Origin of the sequence: Methylobacterium sp. C25 (assembly GCF_021352225.1) — a bacterium.
Classification (GTDB): Bacteria; Pseudomonadota; Alphaproteobacteria; order Rhizobiales; family Beijerinckiaceae; genus Methylobacterium.
Genome location: NZ_JAAUVI010000001.1, coordinates 72,106 through 89,081 on the forward strand (window position 1 = coordinate 72,106; position 16,976 = coordinate 89,081).

The window sequence follows — 16,976 nt, forward strand, 5'->3', positions numbered from 1 at the left end:
TCGGACCCTGTAGCTTAACAAAACCTTGCTACGACCGATCAGGTCCGAAGTGTCAACGGCTTGCGCCCGAGTCGTCCCCAAGATCCGCACCTCTGCTTCGACTCCGAAAGGCTGCACGAAGAGCCTATCGAGAGCGCAGAAGCTATCCCCACACTTCCCGGTGTTAGGAGAACGATAGAGGATTGTTGATAGACCGGTTCTGCCGGTCGTTGGTTCCGCTCGTGGGCTTGACAGGCAAGTGGTTCAGGAGGCCTCGCGACTCGCTGAGGTCTCCTTCAAGTAGCGTGAGCGTACGTGTCCCCGGCGGGCTCCGCCGCCCCGGATGCGAGGAGAGTCAGGTTATGCAGCTCGACGGCAGCAGGACGGACGGCAACGGCGACGGAAACGGCAGGGGCGACAACGGCGCCGCTGACGTTCAGGCTGCCTGGACCCGCGTGAAGCGGCGGCTGCGGGCCGAGCTGGGCGAGGACGTGTTCGCGAGCTGGTTTGCCCGCCTTGAACTCGAAGACGTGGTTGGTGGGATCGCCCGGCTCAGCGTCCCGACGCGCTTCCTCAAGAGCTGGATCGAGTCGCATTACATCGACCGGGTGCTCACCACCTTCAAATCCGAGCTCGACGACGTCGTGCGCCTCGACGTCAGCGTGCGCGGCCCGTCCTCGTCGCCGCGCCCAGCAGCCGCTGCGGCCAAGCCGGCCGCCCCGACCGGCGCCGTCGTCCATTATCCGGCCAGCAGACCGTCGGCCTCAGCCCCGGGCGTTGCTGCCGGAGCCCCCTCTGATGCCGGCGCGGCCGCCCGTTCCGCCACCGGCGACGCCTCGGGAGGCGACCTCAGCAGCGCGCCGCTCGACCCGCGCCTCACCTTCGCGAGCTTCGTCGTGGGCCGTTCGAACGCCCTGGCCCATGCGGCCGGCGAGCGCGTCTCGCGCCATGACGGCGAAGGTGCTCTCTACAATCCGCTCTACGTCCATGCGGGCGTGGGCCTCGGCAAGACCCACCTGCTTCATGGCATCGGCCACGCTGCCCGCGAGGCCGGCCGCCGGGTCATCTACCTCACCGCCGACCGCTTCATGTACGGCTTCGTCAACGCCTTGAAGACCCAGAACGCGCTAGCCTTCAAAGAGCGCCTGCGGGCCATCGACCTGCTGATCCTCGACGACGTGCAGTTCATCCAGGGCAAGTCGATCCAGGCCGAATTTGGCCACACGCTCAACGCCCTGATCGATGCCGGCAAGCAGGTCGTCGTCGCCTCGGACCGTCCGCCGACCGAGCTCGAAGCCCTCGACGAACGCGTGCGCTCGCGCCTCGCCGGCGGTCTCGTCGTCGAGATCGGCACGCTGGACGAGGGCCTGCGCGCCTCGATCCTGCAGGCCCGCCTCGCCGCCGTGCGGGTGACGCATCCGGGCTTCGACGTGGCTCCTGCCGTCGCCGCCTATGTCGCCAAGGCGATCACCGCGAACGGCCGCGACCTGGAAGGTGCGGTCAACCGCCTTCTGGCCCACTCGACGCTCACCGGCGCCCCCGTCACCGTGGAGACGGCCGAGGCCGCGATCCGCGATCTCGTCAAGAACCGCGAGCCGAAGCGGATCAAGATCGAGGACATCCAGAAGCTCGTCGCCAGCCGGTATAATGTCTCGCGCTCGGACATCCTGTCCGAGCGCCGCACCGCCGCCGTGGTGAAGCCGCGCCAGATCGCGATGTACCTCTCGAAGGTGCTGACCCTGCGCTCGCTCCCCGAGATCGGCCGCCGCTTCGGTGGCCGCGACCACACCACCGTGCTCCATGCGGTCCGCAAGATCGAAAAGCTGATCGGCGACGATCCGGTGCTCGGCGATGAGGTCGAGCTGCTGAAGCGGATGCTGCAGGACTAGCCGAGGCAGGCCCATTCCATGTCTTGGAACATGATCAGGCGCAGCGAGCCACGCTGCGCCTGATGCGCATCCGCGCCAATACGGGCGGGAAGGTGCCGTCGTCTCTCTTGCCTTGAGCGTGCAGCTTCGCCAAGCTCAAGCGCCCGAACCTGCATCTGCGGTGGCGGCTGGCGTTCTCCGAAGTTCAGAGTTTGTTGCGATGAGAGTCACTGTCGAGCGCGCGGCCCTTCTTCGGTCGCTCGGCCACGTGCACCGCGTCGTCGAGCGACGCAACACGATCCCGATCCTGTCCAACGTGCTCCTGCGCGGTTCGGCCGACGGCCTCCAGCTCAAGGCCACCGACCTCGACATCGAGGTGACCGAGACCATTGCCGCCGACGTTGCCACGGCCGGCGCCACGACGGTCCCGGCCCACGTGATCTACGACATCGTCCGCAAGCTGCCCGACGGCTCTCAGGTCTCGCTGGAGACCAGCGAAGAGACGGGGCAGATGACGATCCGGTCGGGCCGCTCGCGCTTCGCCCTCGGGGCACTCCCCGAGGCCGACTTCCCGGATCTCGCCGCGGGCGAACTGCCGCATTCCTTTTCGATTGCCTCGCTCGATCTCAAGCGCTTGATCGACAAGACGCAATTCGCGATCTCGACCGAGGAGACGCGCTACTATCTCAACGGCATCTACCTGCACACGATCGAGGTCGACGGCGCCCTCAAGCTCCGCGCCGTGGCCACCGACGGCCACCGCCTCGCTCGGGTCGAGATGGAGGCGCCCGAGGGCAGCCGCGGCATGCCGGGCATCATCGTGCCGAGAAAGGCCGTCGCCGAGATCCAGAAGCTCGTCGACGATGGCGGTGACAGCGTCTCCATCGAGATCTCGCCGGCCAAGATCCGGCTGTCCTTCGAGAGCGGCGTGATGCTGATCTCGAAGCTGATCGACGGCACCTTCCCCGATTACCAGCGCGTGATCCCGACCGGGAACGACAAGCGCCTGACGGTGGAGCGCGACGCCTTTGCGCGCGCGGTGGATCGCGTCTCGACGATCTCGTCCGAGCGCGGCCGTGCCGTGAAGCTCGCCATGACGGATGGCCGTCTGGCCCTCTCGGTGAACAACCCGGATTCCGGGTCGGCCACCGAAGAGCTCGACGTCGACTACGAGGCGGCGGGGCTCGATATCGGCTTCAACGCCCGATATCTCCTCGACATTACCGGCCAGCTCGAAGGCGACACCGCCCTGTTCAAGCTCGCCGATCCGGGTTCGCCCACCGTGATCCAGGATCGCGAGGGCGCGCCGGCTCTCTATGTTCTGATGCCGATGCGTGTCTGACGCGGGCTGTTCACGACAGGCCTGACATCCTACATCGCGGGGCATGGACACAATGCCGGGCGGGGGCGCTCGCCCCACCCGCCTGATCGCCCGCGATTTCCGCAATCACACCGAACTCGACCTGCCGATCGGCAGCCGCTTCGTGGCACTGGTCGGCGAGAACGGCGCGGGCAAGACAAACCTGCTCGAAGCCCTCTCTCTGTTCTCGCCCGGCCGCGGATTGCGGCGGGCGGACCTCTCTGGCATGGCGCGGAACGGCGGCCCAGGCGGTTTCGCCGTCTCGCTCACGCTCGGCGAGCGCGAGGACGGCCACCGGCTCGGCACAGGCTGTGAGCCGCCGAGCTTCGACGGCCGTGCCAGCCGCCTCTGCCGCATCGACGGCGCTGGCGTCGGCTCGCCGGTGGCTTTTGCCGAATTCCTGCGCGTTGTCTGGCTGACGCCCGACCTCGACGGCCTGTTTCGCGGCCCCGCCGGCGATCGTCGTCGCTTCCTCGACCGTCTCGTCCTCGCCGTCGACGCGACCCATGGTGGCCGCGTCAGCGCGATGGAGCGTGCGCTGCGCTCGCGCAACCGCTTGCTGGAGGAGCGCCCCGACGACGGGCGCTGGCTCGATGCGGTCGAACGCGAGGTGGCCGAACTCGGCGTCGCCGTCGCGCTGGCCCGCCGCGAGACGGTCGAGCGTCTTGACCGGCTGATCGGCGAAGGCCGCGACGACGCCCAGCCGTTCCCGTGGGCGGCCGTGCGCCTCGAGGGCGAGCTCGACGATCTCGTCGCCGTCTGGTCGGCGCTGGAGGCAGAGGATCGGTTTCGCTCGGCTCTCCGCCAGGGCCGCCATCGCGACCGTGCGGCCGGGCGCACGTTGATCGGTGCGCAGAGCACGGATCTCGTCGTGCGACACGGCCCCAAGGACGTGCCCGCCGCCACCGCCTCGACCGGCGAGCAGAAGGCATTGCTGATCGGTCTGGTGCTCGCCCATGCCCGGCTGGTCCAAGCCATGAGCGGCCTCGCCCCGCTGATCCTCCTCGACGAGGTCGCAGCCCATCTCGATCCGCGCCGCCGCGCCGGTCTCTACGATGCGCTCGATGCGCTCTCCGGACAGGTCTGGATGACGGGGGCTGATCCAGCGCTGTTCGCCGAGCTGGGCGAACGCGCAGATATCGTGAAGGTCGCCGATGGACGGGTCGTGCCGGCGGATGCTGGCTGAGCGCGGTCAGCCCATCGCCGAGCGATTGTCTGTCTGCGAAAAATCATTGCAGACAAAGAGCAGCGGGACATCATGCGCGCGGGCGCTGGCACAGGCGAAGCAATCGCCCATGTTGAGCTGAGCGGGGTGCCCTGGCCTTTTGCCGTGCCGGCCGTATGCGGCGATCGCCCCCCGCGCATTTCCAGATCGGTGATCGCCACGATCGGGATGTCAGCCTCGTCGAGAAAACTCCGGACGATCGACTCTGCCTCCGGAACGCCGACGGCCACGATTCGACGCAAGGCCATGACCGCTTCGAGGATCGCGATCCTCGAGGTCGTCCGCGGCTACGTGGCCCCTTCCAATACCTCGGCCAGCTCGTCATGACCGGCCTATTGCGCGATCACCGCAGCGATGGCCTCTTGTCGCGCAGTTCGAGCTCGTTGGTCAGCACAATGCGCCCCGCTTCAGCCTTGCTGACCTTCAGGAGCGATGCCAGCTTGTCGGCGAGTCGGTTCACTTCCTCGCTGCGCATGTTCAGCGGCATCGGACCCTCCGTGTAGACACCGGCATGGTTATGTCTGCACAGCCCATCTTCAAGCATATCCGTTCCTCCGCGAAAGACCTTGGATGACCCGCCTCGACGAGGCCCGCGCCGCGCTTCGAAAGACGTTCGGCTATGACGATTTCCGGCCCGGCCAGGACGAGGTGATCGGCGCCGTGCTCGACGGATCGGATGTGTTCGCGGTGATGCCGACGGGCTCCGGCAAGTCGATGACCTATCAGTTGCCCGCCCTCGTCGATGACGGGCTAACCGTCGTGATCTCGCCGCTGATCGCGCTGATGCACGATCAGGTGCAGCAGATGGTCGGTTTCGGCGTCGAGGCGGCGACGCTGAATTCCACAGTCGCCGAGACGGCGTCACGCGAGACATGGCGCAAGATCCGCTCGCGCGAGCTGCGCCTGCTCTTCGTCTCTCCCGAGCGCCTGCTGATGGACGGCTGCATGGAGGCGTTGCGCGGCGCGGGCGTACAGCGTCTGGCGGTCGACGAAGCCCACTGCGTCTCGCAATGGGGCCACGATTTCCGGCCGGAATACCGCGAGATCGCCCGGGCTCGCGAAGCGCTCGGCAACGTGCAGACGCTGGCGTTGACGGCCACCGCGGACGCGGCCACCCGCACCGACATCGCCGAGCGCCTGTTTCCGGCCGGACGCGGGGTCAGGACCTTCGTCCATTCCTTCGACCGGCCGAACATCCGCTTGACCTTCGCGGCCAAGGACAACCCGACCCGGCAATTGGAGCGCTTCCTGCGCAACCGTCGGGCGGAGAGCGGCATCATTTACTGCTCGTCGCGCAAGCGCGTGGAGCAGCTCGCCGACACCCTCAAAGCCGACGGCTTCAACGCCCTGCCGTACCATGCCGGGCTCGACCAGGGCACGCGGATGCGCAACCAGGACAGCTTTCTGCAGGAGGACGGCGTCGTGATGACCGCCACGGTGGCCTTCGGCATGGGCATCAACAAGCCGGATGTGCGCTTCGTCTGCCACGCCGACATGCCGACCAACGTCGAGGGCTACTATCAGGAGATCGGCCGCGCCGGCCGCGACGGGCTGCCGGCCGATACGCTGACCCTCTACGGCCTCGACGACATGTCGCTCCGCCGCCGCCAGATCGACGAGAAGGAGGTGCCCGACGAGCGCCGTCGCGTCGAGCGCCGCAAGCTGGAAGCGATGATCTCGCTCTGCGAGGGCGCGGCCTGCCGTCGCCAGTCGCTCCTCTCGTATTTCGGCGAAGCCAGCGAGCCCTGCGGGCGATGCGATCTCTGCCGCGGCGGTGTCTCGCTGATCGATGGCACCGTGGAGGCGCAGAAGCTGCTTTCGGCGATCGTTCGCACCGGGCAGCGTTTCGGCGCCGCCTATGTCTGCGATGTGGTGCACGGCAAGGAATCGGAGCAGGTCCGCCGCAACGGGCATGGCCAGCTCAAGACCTTCGGCGTCGGTGCGGACAAGCCGGTGGCCGCTTGGCGCGCCATCCTGCGCCAGCTCTTCGCCGCAGGAGCGGTCGCCGAGAGCGCCGATGGCTTCGGCGGTCTCACCATGACGGAGAAGGGCGAGGCGATCCTGTTCGGCCGCGAGACCATTCAGGTCCGGCCCGATCCCGAGCCGCGCAAGGCCGAGCCCCGCGGCCGCCGCGCGGCAGCGCGGGATGACGACGCTCTGCAACTCGGCGAGGCGGACGAGGCGCTGTTCCAGCACCTGCGCGGCCTGCGCGCCTCGATCGCACGGGCCGAGAACGTAGCCGCCTTCATCGTGTTTCCGGACAAAACTTTGATCGAGATGGCGCGTGCCAAGCCGGTCGACCTCTGGGCGCTGCGCAGCGTCCATGGCGTCGGCGAGCGCAAGCGCGAGGCCTATGGCCAGCGCTTCGTCGAGGCCATCGCAGAGTTCCTGGCCGACGATGGCAGGCGCGGTCGGGTCGCTGCGGATTGAGAGCGGCAGCCAAGCCGCCCTCTTGGATCACACCCAAAACAGCTTAGCTCACTGGTCGCACGCGAGTTTGCTATTCAAGCGGCCCTTTCGATCCGGCTGATTCCCGCCCTCTCACCGAGTACCGGCATCATTTCCGAAGAGCGCGATCCGACGAAGCTGCGCCAAGTCTTCTACCTGCCAGGCTTCGATCCACGCGAGCCGGAGGCCTATTGGGGTCTGCTGCGCCGTGAGGGTCGGCTGACCGCGAGCCGGCGCGGCCTGACGATCGACGTGGGTGAACCGGTCCGGTCCGCCGATGGCTTCAGCCTCGACTGGATGGTCGAAAGCGCCGAGCACGGCGTCGCGACCCGCTCGCGCTACGGCCTGCTGCGCTGGGACGACATCGTGCGCTCGCGCTTCCCGCGCTCGAACCTGAGACGGCTCATCGAAATTCCCCGCTTGTGGTGGCGCCTCTGGCGCTGCGGCTACCTCGAGGCCTTCCGCCGGGAGGCCTGGCAATTCTCGGCGGTGATCCTCGTCGTTCATCTCCTCTATGCCGGCCTGGTCGTCGCAAGCCTCGGCCTCGCGGCGTCGCTTCTGGCGGTGGTGCCGCTCGGCGAAGGTTCCGCATTGTTACGTTGGATCCTCCTGCTGCCGGCTGCCTATGGCATCCTCAGCGTCATCTCGCGGATCACGAAGGGGCGGCCCTTCTTCATCACCCACCTCGTCGACGATACCGCCTTCACCCATGAGCACGCGGCAGGCGAAGACCACGACATGCGCGCTCGGCTCGACGCTTGGGCGAAGCGCATCCAAGCCGCCGAGGCCGAGGCGGCCGAGATCGTGGTCATCGGGCATTCCTCATCGAGCTTTCTCGCTCTCGAAGCGCTCGATCGGGTCCTGATGCGCGATCCGGGATTCGGCGAGCGCGGCGTCCCGGTGACGCTGGTGACGCTCGGGGGTGTGATCCCGTGGATTACGCTCGATCCCCTCGCCGAGGCGACACGCGGCTCTTTGCGCCGGGTTGCCGACGCCAATGCCATCGCCTGGCTCGACCTGCGCGCGCCTTGGGACTGGCTCTCGATCCACCTGCGTAGCCCGGTCGCCACGGTCAATCCGGCCATGGCGAGGCCGGACCGGCCGATGATCCGCAGCATCAGCATTTCCGATCTCATCGAGCCGAGCGCCGTCGCCACCCTGCGCTGGAATTTCTTCCGCATGCATTTCCAGCTGCTCATGTCGAGCCGCGACCGCACTGCCTTCGACTACATCGCGCTGATCTCGGGGGCGGAACCAGTTCATCGCGCGGTCGCGGCGATCGAGGATTCGCCGCTCTATACGGGGGCCGGCCCACCTCCGGCCGCCTGAGCCCCGCGCGGGGCGCGGGGATGATTGGGCAGAACGGCGCCGCAGGGTTTGCAGTGGAGCCGCTGCCGATCTAATCCGTGCCGCAATGCAGGGAGAGCCGAGGCCGGTGTCTCCCCATGGCGAGCCGACCGCGACGCTAGTCCCAGGCGAGAGACCGAATGTTTCGCAACGACGTCCCGATCACGCCGGAGCTCGTGCGCCAGCACGGCCTGACGCCCGACGAGTATGACCGCTTCCGCGGCCTGATCGGACGCGACCCTACGCTGACCGAGCTCGGCATCGTCTCGGCGATGTGGAACGAGCACTGCTCCTACAAGTCATCCCGCAAGCACCTGCGTGGGCTGCCGACCAAGGCGCCATGGGTGATTCAAGGACCGGGCGAGAATGCCGGCGTCATCGATATCGGCGACGGGCTGGCCTGCGTCTTCAAGATGGAAAGCCACAACCACCCGAGCTTCATCGAGCCCTACCAGGGCGCGGCGACCGGCGTCGGCGGCATCCTGCGTGACGTGTTCACGATGGGCGCGCGGCCGATCGCAGCGCTCAACGCCCTGCGCTTCGGCTCGCCGGACCATCCGCGTACCCGGCACCTCGTCTCGGGTGTCGTCGCGGGCGTGGGCGGCTACGGCAATTCCTTCGGCGTGCCGACGGTCGGCGGCCTCGTCGGCTTCCACAAGCGCTACGATGGCAACATCCTCGTCAACGCCATGGCGGTCGGCCTCGCGAAGACCGACGGCATCTTCTACGCGGCGGCCACCGGCATCGGGAATCCGATCGTCTATCTCGGCTCCAAGACGGGCCGCGACGGCATCCACGGCGCCACCATGGCCTCGGCCGAGTTCGACGAGGAGACGGAGGCCAAGCGCCCGACCGTACAGGTCGGCGACCCCTTCGCCGAGAAGCTGCTGCTCGAAGCCTGCCTCGAGCTGATGGCCTCCGGCGCCGTCATCGCGATCCAGGACATGGGCGCAGCCGGCCTGACCTGCTCTGCCGTCGAGATGGGCGCCAAGGGCGACCTCGGCGTCGAGCTGAACCTCAACGCCGTGCCGGTGCGCGAAGCCGGCATGACACCCTACGAGATGATGCTCTCGGAGAGCCAGGAGCGCATGCTCATGGTGCTCAAGCCGGGCATGGAGGCCGAGGCCGAGGCGATCTTCGTGAAGTGGGGTCTCGACTTCGCGGTGATCGGGCACACCACTGACACGCTGCGCTTCGTTATCAAGTGGAACGGTGAGACCGTCGCCGACCTTCCGATCAAGGAACTCGGCGACGAGGCCCCGCTTTACGACCGGCCGCACATCGCCAACACGCACCAGCCCGTCGTGAAAGCCGCGGATATCACTGCGCCTCTCTCGAATGGCGAGGCCCTGCGCAAGCTGATCGGGTCGCCCGAGCTGGCCTCGAAGCGCTGGGTCTACGAGCAATACGACCACTTCATCCTGGGCAACACGGTCCAGAAGCCCGGCGGCGACGCCGCCATCGTGCGCGTCGAGGACGGCCCGAAGGGTCTCGCCATCGCCACCGACGTCACGCCGCGCTACTGCGAGGCGGATCCGGTCGAAGGCGGCCGGCAGGCCGTGGCCGAGGTCTGGCGCAACATCACCGCCGTCGGCGGAAAGCCCCTTGCGATCACCGACAACCTCAATTTCGGCAATCCCGAAAAACCCGAGGTGATGGGCCAGCTCGTCGGCTGCCTGAAGGGCATCGGCGAAGCCTGCCTCGCCCTCGACTTCCCTGTCGTGTCCGGAAACGTCTCGCTCTACAATGAGACCAACGGCGTCGGCATCCTGCCCACGCCGACCATCGGCGGTGTCGGCGTGCTCGACGACGTGGCCGTGCATGCGAACCTCGCGCTGAAGCGGGACGGCGACGCCCTGATCCTGCTCGGCAAGACGGAAGGCTGGCTCGGCCAGTCGCTGTATCTGTCCGAGATCGCTGGGCGCGAAGAGGGAGCCCCTCCCCCGGTCGATCTCGCCTCCGAGCGCAAGACCGGCAATTTCGTGCGCAGCCTGATCCTGGCCGGCATCGCGGACACGGTCCACGACCTCTCCGACGGCGGCCTCGCCGTGGCGCTCGCCGAGATGGCGATGGCCGGCGATCGCGGCGCCAGCCTGGCGGGAACCGATGCCGGTGCTGTGCCTCATGCCTGGCTGTTCGGCGAGGATCAGGGCCGTTACCTGCTCTCGGTTCGACAGGACGCTGCCGACGATCTGCTCTACAGCGCTGAGGCGCAGGGCATCTCGGCTCTTCGCATCGGCACGACGGGCGGGACGGGTTTGACGCTGCCGAACGGCGAGACCATATCGGTGGCGGAGCTTCGCGCCGCCAACGAGGGCTGGTTCCCGACCTACATGGCGAGCCAGCCGGCCGCCCCCGCCGCCTGATCCGATATCACCGCGACCTTGGAGAGACCCCGATGCCGATGGATGCGCGCGAGATCGAGACGATGATCCGCGAGGCGCTGCCCGACGCGCATGTCGAGATCAAGGATCTCGCAGGCGACGGCGATCACTACGCTGCCACCGTCATCTCCTCCGCCTTCAAGGGCAAGACGCGCGTTGCGCAGCATCAGATGGTGTACGGCGCACTGCAGGGTCGCATGGGCGGCGTACTTCACGCCCTTGCGCTGACCACGGGCGTCCCCCAGGATTAGGTCAGAGACCGAAATTCAGAACGAGGACCAGACAATGAGCGACGTCAACACCGCCATCGAGAACGAGATCAAGTCGCAGGACGTGGTCGTGTTCATGAAGGGCACGCCGCAGTTTCCCATGTGCGGCTTCTCCGGTCAGGTCGTGCAGATCCTCAACTACCTGGAAGTGCCGTTCAAGGGCGTGAATGTGCTCGACGACATGGCCATCCGGGACGGCATCAAGGCCTATTCCAACTGGCCGACCATCCCTCAGATCTACGTGAAGGGCGAGTTCGTTGGCGGCTGCGACATTACCCGCGAGATGTTCCAGTCGGGCGAGCTGCAGACCTTCCTGTCCGAGAAGGGCGTCCCGGTGAAGAACACCGCCGCTGCCTGATCGAAAGGCCACCTGAAAAGACGATAGGGGCGCTTCGGCGCCCTTTTTCGCGCACGGATCGCGCAACGAATTCGGCTTTCCCCGCGTCCTTTCACCAAGGAGGACGAGGGATGCGCGATGTCATCATCGTCGGCGGCGGCCCGGCCGGACTCAATGCGGCCCTGATCCTCGGCCGCTGCCGCCGTGACGTGTTGCTCTGCGATGCCGGCTGCCCGCGAAACGCGGCGACGCCGCTGACCTGGGGCGTGTTCACACGCGACGGCACGCCGCCCTTCACCCTGCGCGAGCAGGCGCATGCCGACCTCGATCGCTACGAGACGGTCGAACGTCGCGAGATCGAGGTGGCAGAGGCGCACGTCCGCCAGCCCGGCTTCGAGATCGCGCTCACCGACGGGACGCGTGAGCGGACACGGCGGCTGATTCTCGCGACGGGCCTCCGGCAGGAGTTGCCGAAGGTCGAGGGTTTCGAGACCTATTGGGGAACGGGCGTCCATTCCTGCCCGTATTGCGACGGCTACGAGAATCGCGATCAGGCGATCGTCGCCTATGGACGCGGACATGGCGGGTGCGGACTGGCACTCGAACTGAGCTGCTGGAGCCGCGACGTCACCCTCTGTACCGACGGAACCGACGGCGACCTGTCGCGGAAGGATCGCTCCCGGCTGGAACGGAACGGCATCCGGATCATCGAGACGCCAATCGCGAGACTCGTGGGCGACGGGGTGCAGGCGGAGAGGCTGACGTTTCGCGACGGGCGGACGATCTCCTGCTCCGGGGTCTTCCTCATGCCGGTCGAATGCGAGCCCTCTCATCTCCTGGAGCAACTCGGCTGCGACGTCAGCGAGACCGGCGTCGTGCCGACAAGGAACGACTACGAGAAGACCAACGTGCCCGGTCTCTTCGTGGCCGGCGATGCCTCGCGTCGCGTCCAATTCGCGATCGTGGCTGCGGCCGAGGGCGCCATGGCGGCGTTTGCCATCAATATGGAGCTGATCGCCGAGGATACGGCGTAATGGGCAGACGGCCGCTCCGAGCCGCCGCCGGCTCGTGGAAACGCTGCGCCTAAGCGACTGTGATCAGTAGCCACACGGCCCTTCGCCGTCTCACACCGCGCGCAGCGGCTTCTCTAGCACGGCAATCACCCTGGCGAGATCCTGGCCTCGCTTCAGCACCACCCCCGTCGCAGCGATAACGGCATAAGCGCCCTGTCGGCGCGCGAGTTTGGGATCCTTCTCGATCCGGTAGAGCGGCATTTCGGAGCTGCGCCGGTAGATCGAGAACACGGCCTTGTCCCTCCGGAAGTCGAGGGCATAGTCGCGCCATTCGCCTTCGGCCACGCGCCGGCCGTAAAGATTGAAGATGGTTCGCAACTCGGTGCGGTCAAAGGCGATCTGTGGAGTGGACGCACCGGACGGGAACGGGATTACGCGAGAACTCGGGTCCTCACCCTGCGTATCGACGCTGCGCCACTCGCTCATCGTCTCTCCCGTGCGAAGCCGTCGACGCGGCCGGTTCGGAATGATGGGGCCACCTTTGCCGGCTCGCAAGCCCGTCGCGCGGCCACCCGTCGCCGCAGCGCCCGCAAAGAGCCGAAACACTCTGTCACGATCTCGCCGTGTTGCCGCCCTCCGAGCGCCTTGCTGGAACGCTTGACTGTCGCCCGAAACCTCGTCGGCCTCGGGCCCCGAGGCGGCTCCGCACCCCAGCTCCCCAGCCCGCGGTGGCCGCCGAGGATCCGGCTCGCGTCCGACACTCCGAGGTTTCGAGACCCAAGGACTTCAGGCGGCCTCTCCGGAGCGCCGCCCCTTTTTTGTCCGACGCAGACCGCGGCGATCCGCTAAACAGGACCCGTCGGGCATCCCGCCCGTCGGAACCGCAGACCGTGCCACCCGATTTCGACGCCGCCTTTCGCGATCGTCTCGCCGACCTGTTCGCATGGCGCCGGGACGTGCGCCGCTTCCGTGGCGATTCCGTCGACGAGGGCACGCTCGCGGCCTGTCTCGCCCTGGCGAGCCTCGCACCGTCGGTCGGCAACAGCCAGCCCTGGCGCTTCGTGCGGGTCGCAGATCTGGGCCGCCGCTCGGCCGTGATCGAGACCTTCGCGCGCTGCAACGAGGCGGCCTGCGCCTCCTACGCGGATGCGCGCCGCGATCTCTATGCCAGCCTCAAGCTCGAGGGCCTCCGCGAGGCACCGCTTCATCTCGCGGTGTTCTGTGACGAGGCGACGGAGACGGGTCATCGCCTCGGCCGGGCGACCATGCCGGAAATGCTACGCTACTCGGTCGTCACGGCAGTTCATTCGTTCTGGCTCGCGGCCCGGGCGCACGGCCTCGGTGTCGGATGGGTCTCCATCCTGGAGCCCGACACGGTAACACGGCTGCTCGACGTGCCGGCCTCGTGGCGGCTCGTCGCCTATCTCTGCGTCGGCCATCCGGTGGAAGAACACCGAGATCCCGAACTCGTCCGGCACGGCTGGCAAGAGCGTCTGCCGGACTCGGCACGACTGACCGAGCGGTAAATCTTACGAGATCTCGACTCGGGCTTTGGTTGAGTCGACTGAGTTCGACAACAGCTCGTTAGCCCTCCAGCTCGAATTACGTAATTCGCCGCCACGTAACCATGCGCAGTAACAGGAACGACAAGCTTGGGTGCGAATTGTCCCGTCGCGTAAGCTCACGCTTGAAGGACGAAATCCGATGTTCCGAACAGGGAGAGTGGCCGTTGGTGTTGCCGCCGCGTTGTTGACCGGCGTGTTCGCCGCGCCCGTCGAGGCGCGCGAGATCGTTCCGTTCAACGAGCCGGGACTGGCCGGCTCGCTCGTCGTGCGCACCTCGGAGCGCCGACTGTACCTCGTAAATTGGGACGGCACCGCGATCCGCTATCCGGTCGCCGTCGGCAAGCCCGGCAAGCAATGGGCCGGGCGCACCGAGATCGACGGCAAGTATTTCCATCCTGACTGGTCGCCGCCCGCCGACGTGAAGCGCGATCATCCGAGCCTGCCGAACCTCATCCGCGGCGGAACGCGCGGCAACCCGATGGGTGTCGCTGCGATGACGCTGCGCGGCGGCGAATATGCGATCCACGGGACCAACAGGCCGAACTCGATCGGCACCTTCGCGTCCTATGGCTGTATCCGCATGTATAATCAGGACATCACCGACCTGTACCAGCGCGTCTCGGTAGGCACCCAGGTCTACGTGACACGCTGAATTCGTTTTTCACCTGATCAGGCGCCGTGGACGGGATTGAGTTCTCGTCCACGGCGTTTTCGTTCCGGCATCGGAAGGATTCATATTTTATCATCTACCAAATTTTCTCTTCGAGATCGGATCTATATTTGCAATATTTGTTAAGCACACAAATGATCCCGGCCCCATCAAAGCAGCCATCCAGGCGTTGGCAATAAAATCTCAAGACCGAACCGACAAGATCTCTCCTGCGTAAGACCACGCTTGGAGGTTCGAAATCTATGTTCGGCAAGTCGGTATTGGGCGCGGGCGTCGCTGCCGCGTTGTGGTCCGGTGTCTTTGCGACCGCGCCGGCTTCGGCGCGCGAGGTCGTGCCCTTCTCTGGCGCGCCCGCCGGCACGCTGGTCGTGAGGACCTCCGAGCGGCGACTCTATCTCGTCAACGGCGACGGCACGGCGATCCGCTATCCCGTCGCCGTTGGCAAACCCGGCAAGCAATGGGCCGGACAGACCATGATCGACGGCAAATACTATCAGCCCGATTGGTCTCCGCCCGCCGTCGTAAAGCGCGATCATCCGCGCCTGCCCAATCTCATCCGCGGCGGAACGGCGAGCAATCCGATGGGCGTAGCCGCCATGACCCTGCGCGGCGGTCAGTATGCGATCCATGGCACCAACCGGCCGGAATCGATCGGCCACTTCGCGTCTTACGGCTGCATCCGCATGCTGAACCAGGACATCTCGGATCTGTTCGAGCGCGTCTCGGTCGGCACGCAGGTCACGGTGGTGCGCTGATCGCGATCGCCGTCAGAAGTCGACGGCGATGCCTTTGACCTCCCAGTCGTCGTAGCGGACCGGTTCGAGGCCGCCGCGGCCGCTGGTCTCGCGCTTCGCCGCGATCTCGGCCGCGCGCGCATCGATCGCCGCGCGGCGCTCGGCCGCCTCGGCCAGGGCGCGTTGCGCTGCCGGAGTCAGCGTGCGCGGCGCGGCCTGCTCGGGGGACTGGGCCTGGTCGCCGGTCTCGTCCTTCATCGCGGTCCTCGTCATCGATCCCTTGCATCGTGCGGCTGCGGATGGGAGTGCGTCCGGCAGGACATCGCAGCGCACCCCGAAAGTGGCATTCATGACCCCACGCCGCAACGCGGCCTCCGCGAACGACGCGTCGGACGGCGCGGTTGCCGGCCTCGCGGCGCGGCGGACCGCTCACGAGGCCGTCGCGGCGCTTCTCGGCAAGGGGCGCGCCTTCGCCCTCGAGGACGCTCTGGCCCAGGCCGGCGGCCGGCTCGATCCGGGCGAGGCGGCGCTGGCCCGCGCCATCGCGACGGCCACCTTCCGGCGCCTCGGGCTGCTGCGTACGGTGCTCGCTGAGCGCATGAGCCAGGGCCTGCCCGAGGATCAGCCGCGGCTTCTGGCGCTCCTTGCGACCGGGTCCGCCCAGATCCTCGATCTGGCCGTGGCCGACCACGCCGCCGTCGACCTCTCCGTGCGGCTTGCCAAGGCCGATCCGGATCTCGGCCATCTGGCTGGCCTCGTGAATGCGGTGCTGCGGCGCGTGACGCGCGAGCGCGACGCGATCCTCGCGGCGGGCGGCGACCCGCTGGATGCCAACACGCCGGACTGGCTCGCCGCCCGCTGGCGCGCGGCTTATGGCGAGGACATTGCACGCCAGATCGCCGCGGCTCATCTCGATGGAGCGGCGGTCGACCTCACGATCCCCACCGATGCGGCAGCGTGGGCAGAGCGGGTCGGTGGCGTGGCGCTCGGCCTCGGCAGCGTTCGGCTCGCGGATGTCGATGCACCCGTCGCCTCGCTGCCCGGATATGCCGAGGGCGCCTGGTGGGTGCAGGATGCCGCAGCCGCCCTTCCCGCGCGCCTCCTCGCCGCGGCACCGGGCGAGCGGATTGCCGATCTCTGCGCCGCGCCGGGCGGAAAGACTGCACAGCTGGCCGCGGCAGGGGCCTCGGTCGTCGCCGTCGACCGCTCGGGCGCGCGTCTCGACCGCCTCCGGAAAAACCTCGAACGCCTCGGCCTGAGCGCGGAGGTTCGTGTCGCGGATGCCCTCTCGCTCGACGAGGACGGCGCCTTCGATGCGGTGCTGCTCGATGCGCCCTGTTCTGCAACAGGCACGATCCGCCGACATCCCGACGTCGCCTGGACCAAGACCGAGGCCGATATCGGCCGCCTTGCCGACCTCCAGTGCCGCCTATTGGGTAAGGCAGCCGCCCTGGTCAGGCCGGGCGGGCGCTTGGTCTACTGCACCTGCTCGCTGGAGCCTGAAGAAGGCGAAGCGCAGGTTGCCGCCTTCCTCGGTCGAGAGCCCGGCTTCGAGCGGGTGTCGGTCACCGCGGACGAAGTGGCCGGCCAAGCCGAGATGATCGACCGGCACGGCGATCTGCGCACCCTCCCCTGCCACCTTCCGCTATCGTCCGAGGGAATTCCGGTCGTGCGCCGGGGCGGCCTCGACGGATTCTTCGCCGCACGTCTTCGGCGAAAGGCCTGAACGTCTTCGTCGCAGGACGGTTCTGCGGGAGGACACAGCGTTAGCGGACGG

Annotated in this window: 16 protein-coding genes; 13 read left to right on the forward strand and 3 right to left on the reverse strand. The window is 67.3% G+C overall.

Annotated features, from left to right (window positions below; translation table 11 throughout):
* Nucleotides 1–341 precede the first annotated feature (341 nt).
* From dnaA to recF, 3 genes are all read left to right on the forward strand, one after another.
* Nucleotides 342–1,868 (forward strand): chromosomal replication initiator protein DnaA, encoded by a 1,527-nt coding sequence (gene dnaA, locus HCU64_RS00380; RefSeq protein ID WP_233381829.1) that lies wholly within the window; start codon nt 342–344, stop codon nt 1,866–1,868.
* Nucleotides 1,869–2,067: 199 nt separating this feature from the next.
* Nucleotides 2,068–3,189: a DNA polymerase III subunit beta gene (gene dnaN, locus HCU64_RS00385; RefSeq protein ID WP_233381830.1), complete on the forward strand. Its 1,122-nt coding sequence runs from the start codon at nt 2,068–2,070 to the stop codon at nt 3,187–3,189.
* Nucleotides 3,190–3,232: 43 nt separating this feature from the next.
* Nucleotides 3,233–4,393, forward strand: coding sequence for a DNA replication/repair protein RecF (gene recF / locus HCU64_RS00390; protein ID WP_233381831.1), 1,161 nt, complete (start codon nt 3,233–3,235; stop codon nt 4,391–4,393).
* A 382-nt stretch (nt 4,394–4,775) separates the two neighbouring features.
* Here recF and HCU64_RS00395 read toward each other — a convergent pair whose 3' ends face one another.
* Nucleotides 4,776–4,919, reverse strand: a complete 144-nt coding sequence (locus HCU64_RS00395; protein ID WP_233381832.1) for a type II toxin-antitoxin system VapB family antitoxin — start codon at nt 4,917–4,919, stop codon at nt 4,776–4,778.
* Nucleotides 4,920–5,002: 83 nt separating this feature from the next.
* Between HCU64_RS00395 and recQ the strand changes: the two genes are divergently transcribed.
* The 6 genes from recQ (at nt 5,003) to HCU64_RS00425 (ending at nt 12,251) form a co-directional block, all read left to right on the forward strand.
* On the forward strand, nt 5,003–6,862 hold the full coding sequence (gene recQ / locus HCU64_RS00400) for a DNA helicase RecQ (protein ID WP_233381833.1): 1,860 nt from the start codon (nt 5,003–5,005) through the stop codon (nt 6,860–6,862).
* 156 nt (nt 6,863–7,018) lie between these two features.
* Nucleotides 7,019–8,209 (forward strand): hydrolase, encoded by a 1,191-nt coding sequence (locus tag HCU64_RS00405; protein WP_233382849.1) that lies wholly within the window; start codon nt 7,019–7,021, stop codon nt 8,207–8,209.
* Nucleotides 8,210–8,367: 158 nt separating this feature from the next.
* Entirely contained in the window at nt 8,368–10,593 is a 2,226-nt protein-coding gene (purL, locus tag HCU64_RS00410) for a phosphoribosylformylglycinamidine synthase subunit PurL (RefSeq protein ID WP_233381834.1), read from the forward strand.
* Nucleotides 10,594–10,625: 32 nt separating this feature from the next.
* Nucleotides 10,626–10,862, forward strand: coding sequence for a BolA family protein (locus HCU64_RS00415; RefSeq protein ID WP_183507956.1), 237 nt, complete (start codon nt 10,626–10,628; stop codon nt 10,860–10,862).
* A 34-nt stretch (nt 10,863–10,896) separates the two neighbouring features.
* Nucleotides 10,897–11,238, forward strand: a complete 342-nt coding sequence (gene grxD, locus HCU64_RS00420) for a Grx4 family monothiol glutaredoxin (protein ID WP_233381835.1) — start codon at nt 10,897–10,899, stop codon at nt 11,236–11,238.
* 110 nt (nt 11,239–11,348) lie between these two features.
* Nucleotides 11,349–12,251 carry an NAD(P)/FAD-dependent oxidoreductase gene (locus tag HCU64_RS00425; protein WP_233381836.1) on the forward strand — a complete coding sequence of 301 codons (903 nt, stop codon included), beginning with the start codon at nt 11,349–11,351 and terminating at the stop codon, nt 12,249–12,251.
* A 90-nt stretch (nt 12,252–12,341) separates the two neighbouring features.
* Here the strand turns inward: HCU64_RS00425 and HCU64_RS00430 are convergent, their stop codons facing one another.
* The gene (locus HCU64_RS00430) at nt 12,342–12,716 is read right to left on the reverse strand and encodes a DUF2794 domain-containing protein (protein WP_233381837.1); all 375 of its coding nucleotides are present in this window, start codon (nt 12,714–12,716) and stop codon (nt 12,342–12,344) included.
* A 404-nt stretch (nt 12,717–13,120) separates the two neighbouring features.
* Between HCU64_RS00430 and bluB the strand changes: the two genes are divergently transcribed.
* From bluB to HCU64_RS00445, 3 genes are all read left to right on the forward strand, one after another.
* On the forward strand, nt 13,121–13,756 hold the full coding sequence (gene bluB, locus HCU64_RS00435) for a 5,6-dimethylbenzimidazole synthase (protein WP_233381838.1): 636 nt from the start codon (nt 13,121–13,123) through the stop codon (nt 13,754–13,756).
* Nucleotides 13,757–13,934: 178 nt separating this feature from the next.
* Nucleotides 13,935–14,447 (forward strand): L,D-transpeptidase, encoded by a 513-nt coding sequence (locus tag HCU64_RS00440; RefSeq protein ID WP_233381839.1) that lies wholly within the window; start codon nt 13,935–13,937, stop codon nt 14,445–14,447.
* A 260-nt stretch (nt 14,448–14,707) separates the two neighbouring features.
* Nucleotides 14,708–15,220, forward strand: coding sequence for a L,D-transpeptidase (locus HCU64_RS00445; protein ID WP_233381840.1), 513 nt, complete (start codon nt 14,708–14,710; stop codon nt 15,218–15,220).
* A 12-nt stretch (nt 15,221–15,232) separates the two neighbouring features.
* Here HCU64_RS00445 and HCU64_RS00450 read toward each other — a convergent pair whose 3' ends face one another.
* Complete coding sequence (locus HCU64_RS00450) at nt 15,233–15,457, reverse strand: DUF1674 domain-containing protein (protein WP_233382850.1); 225 nt, start codon at nt 15,455–15,457, stop codon at nt 15,233–15,235.
* A gap of 91 nt (nt 15,458–15,548) precedes the next feature.
* Between HCU64_RS00450 and HCU64_RS00455 the strand changes: the two genes are divergently transcribed.
* A complete protein-coding gene (locus HCU64_RS00455; protein ID WP_233381841.1) occupies nt 15,549–16,925 on the forward strand; it encodes an RsmB/NOP family class I SAM-dependent RNA methyltransferase in 1,377 nt (458 codons plus the stop codon).
* Nucleotides 16,926–16,976: the final 51 nt, after the last annotated feature.

Excerpts from the sequence above, each read along its gene's own strand:
- HCU64_RS00450 (WP_233382850.1), bottom strand. The coding sequence starts at position 15,457 with ATGAAGGACGAGACCGGCGACCAGGCCCAGTCCCCCGAGCAGGCCGCG.
- HCU64_RS00425 (WP_233381836.1), top strand. The coding sequence starts at position 11,349 with ATGCGCGATGTCATCATCGTCGGCGGCGGCCCGGCCGGACTCAATGCG.
- dnaN (WP_233381830.1), top strand. The coding sequence starts at position 2,068 with ATGAGAGTCACTGTCGAGCGCGCGGCCCTTCTTCGGTCGCTCGGCCAC.
- HCU64_RS00430 (WP_233381837.1), bottom strand. The coding sequence starts at position 12,716 with ATGAGCGAGTGGCGCAGCGTCGATACGCAGGGTGAGGACCCGAGTTCT.
- HCU64_RS00415 (WP_183507956.1), top strand. The coding sequence starts at position 10,626 with ATGCCGATGGATGCGCGCGAGATCGAGACGATGATCCGCGAGGCGCTG.
- recF (WP_233381831.1), top strand. The coding sequence starts at position 3,233 with ATGGACACAATGCCGGGCGGGGGCGCTCGCCCCACCCGCCTGATCGCC.
- HCU64_RS00455 (WP_233381841.1), top strand. The coding sequence starts at position 15,549 with ATGACCCCACGCCGCAACGCGGCCTCCGCGAACGACGCGTCGGACGGC.
- HCU64_RS00395 (WP_233381832.1), bottom strand. The coding sequence starts at position 4,919 with ATGCCGCTGAACATGCGCAGCGAGGAAGTGAACCGACTCGCCGACAAG.
- purL (WP_233381834.1), top strand. The coding sequence starts at position 8,368 with ATGTTTCGCAACGACGTCCCGATCACGCCGGAGCTCGTGCGCCAGCAC.
- HCU64_RS00440 (WP_233381839.1), top strand. The coding sequence starts at position 13,935 with ATGTTCCGAACAGGGAGAGTGGCCGTTGGTGTTGCCGCCGCGTTGTTG.
- dnaA (WP_233381829.1), top strand. The coding sequence starts at position 342 with ATGCAGCTCGACGGCAGCAGGACGGACGGCAACGGCGACGGAAACGGC.
- grxD (WP_233381835.1), top strand. The coding sequence starts at position 10,897 with ATGAGCGACGTCAACACCGCCATCGAGAACGAGATCAAGTCGCAGGAC.
- HCU64_RS00445 (WP_233381840.1), top strand. The coding sequence starts at position 14,708 with ATGTTCGGCAAGTCGGTATTGGGCGCGGGCGTCGCTGCCGCGTTGTGG.
- recQ (WP_233381833.1), top strand. The coding sequence starts at position 5,003 with ATGACCCGCCTCGACGAGGCCCGCGCCGCGCTTCGAAAGACGTTCGGC.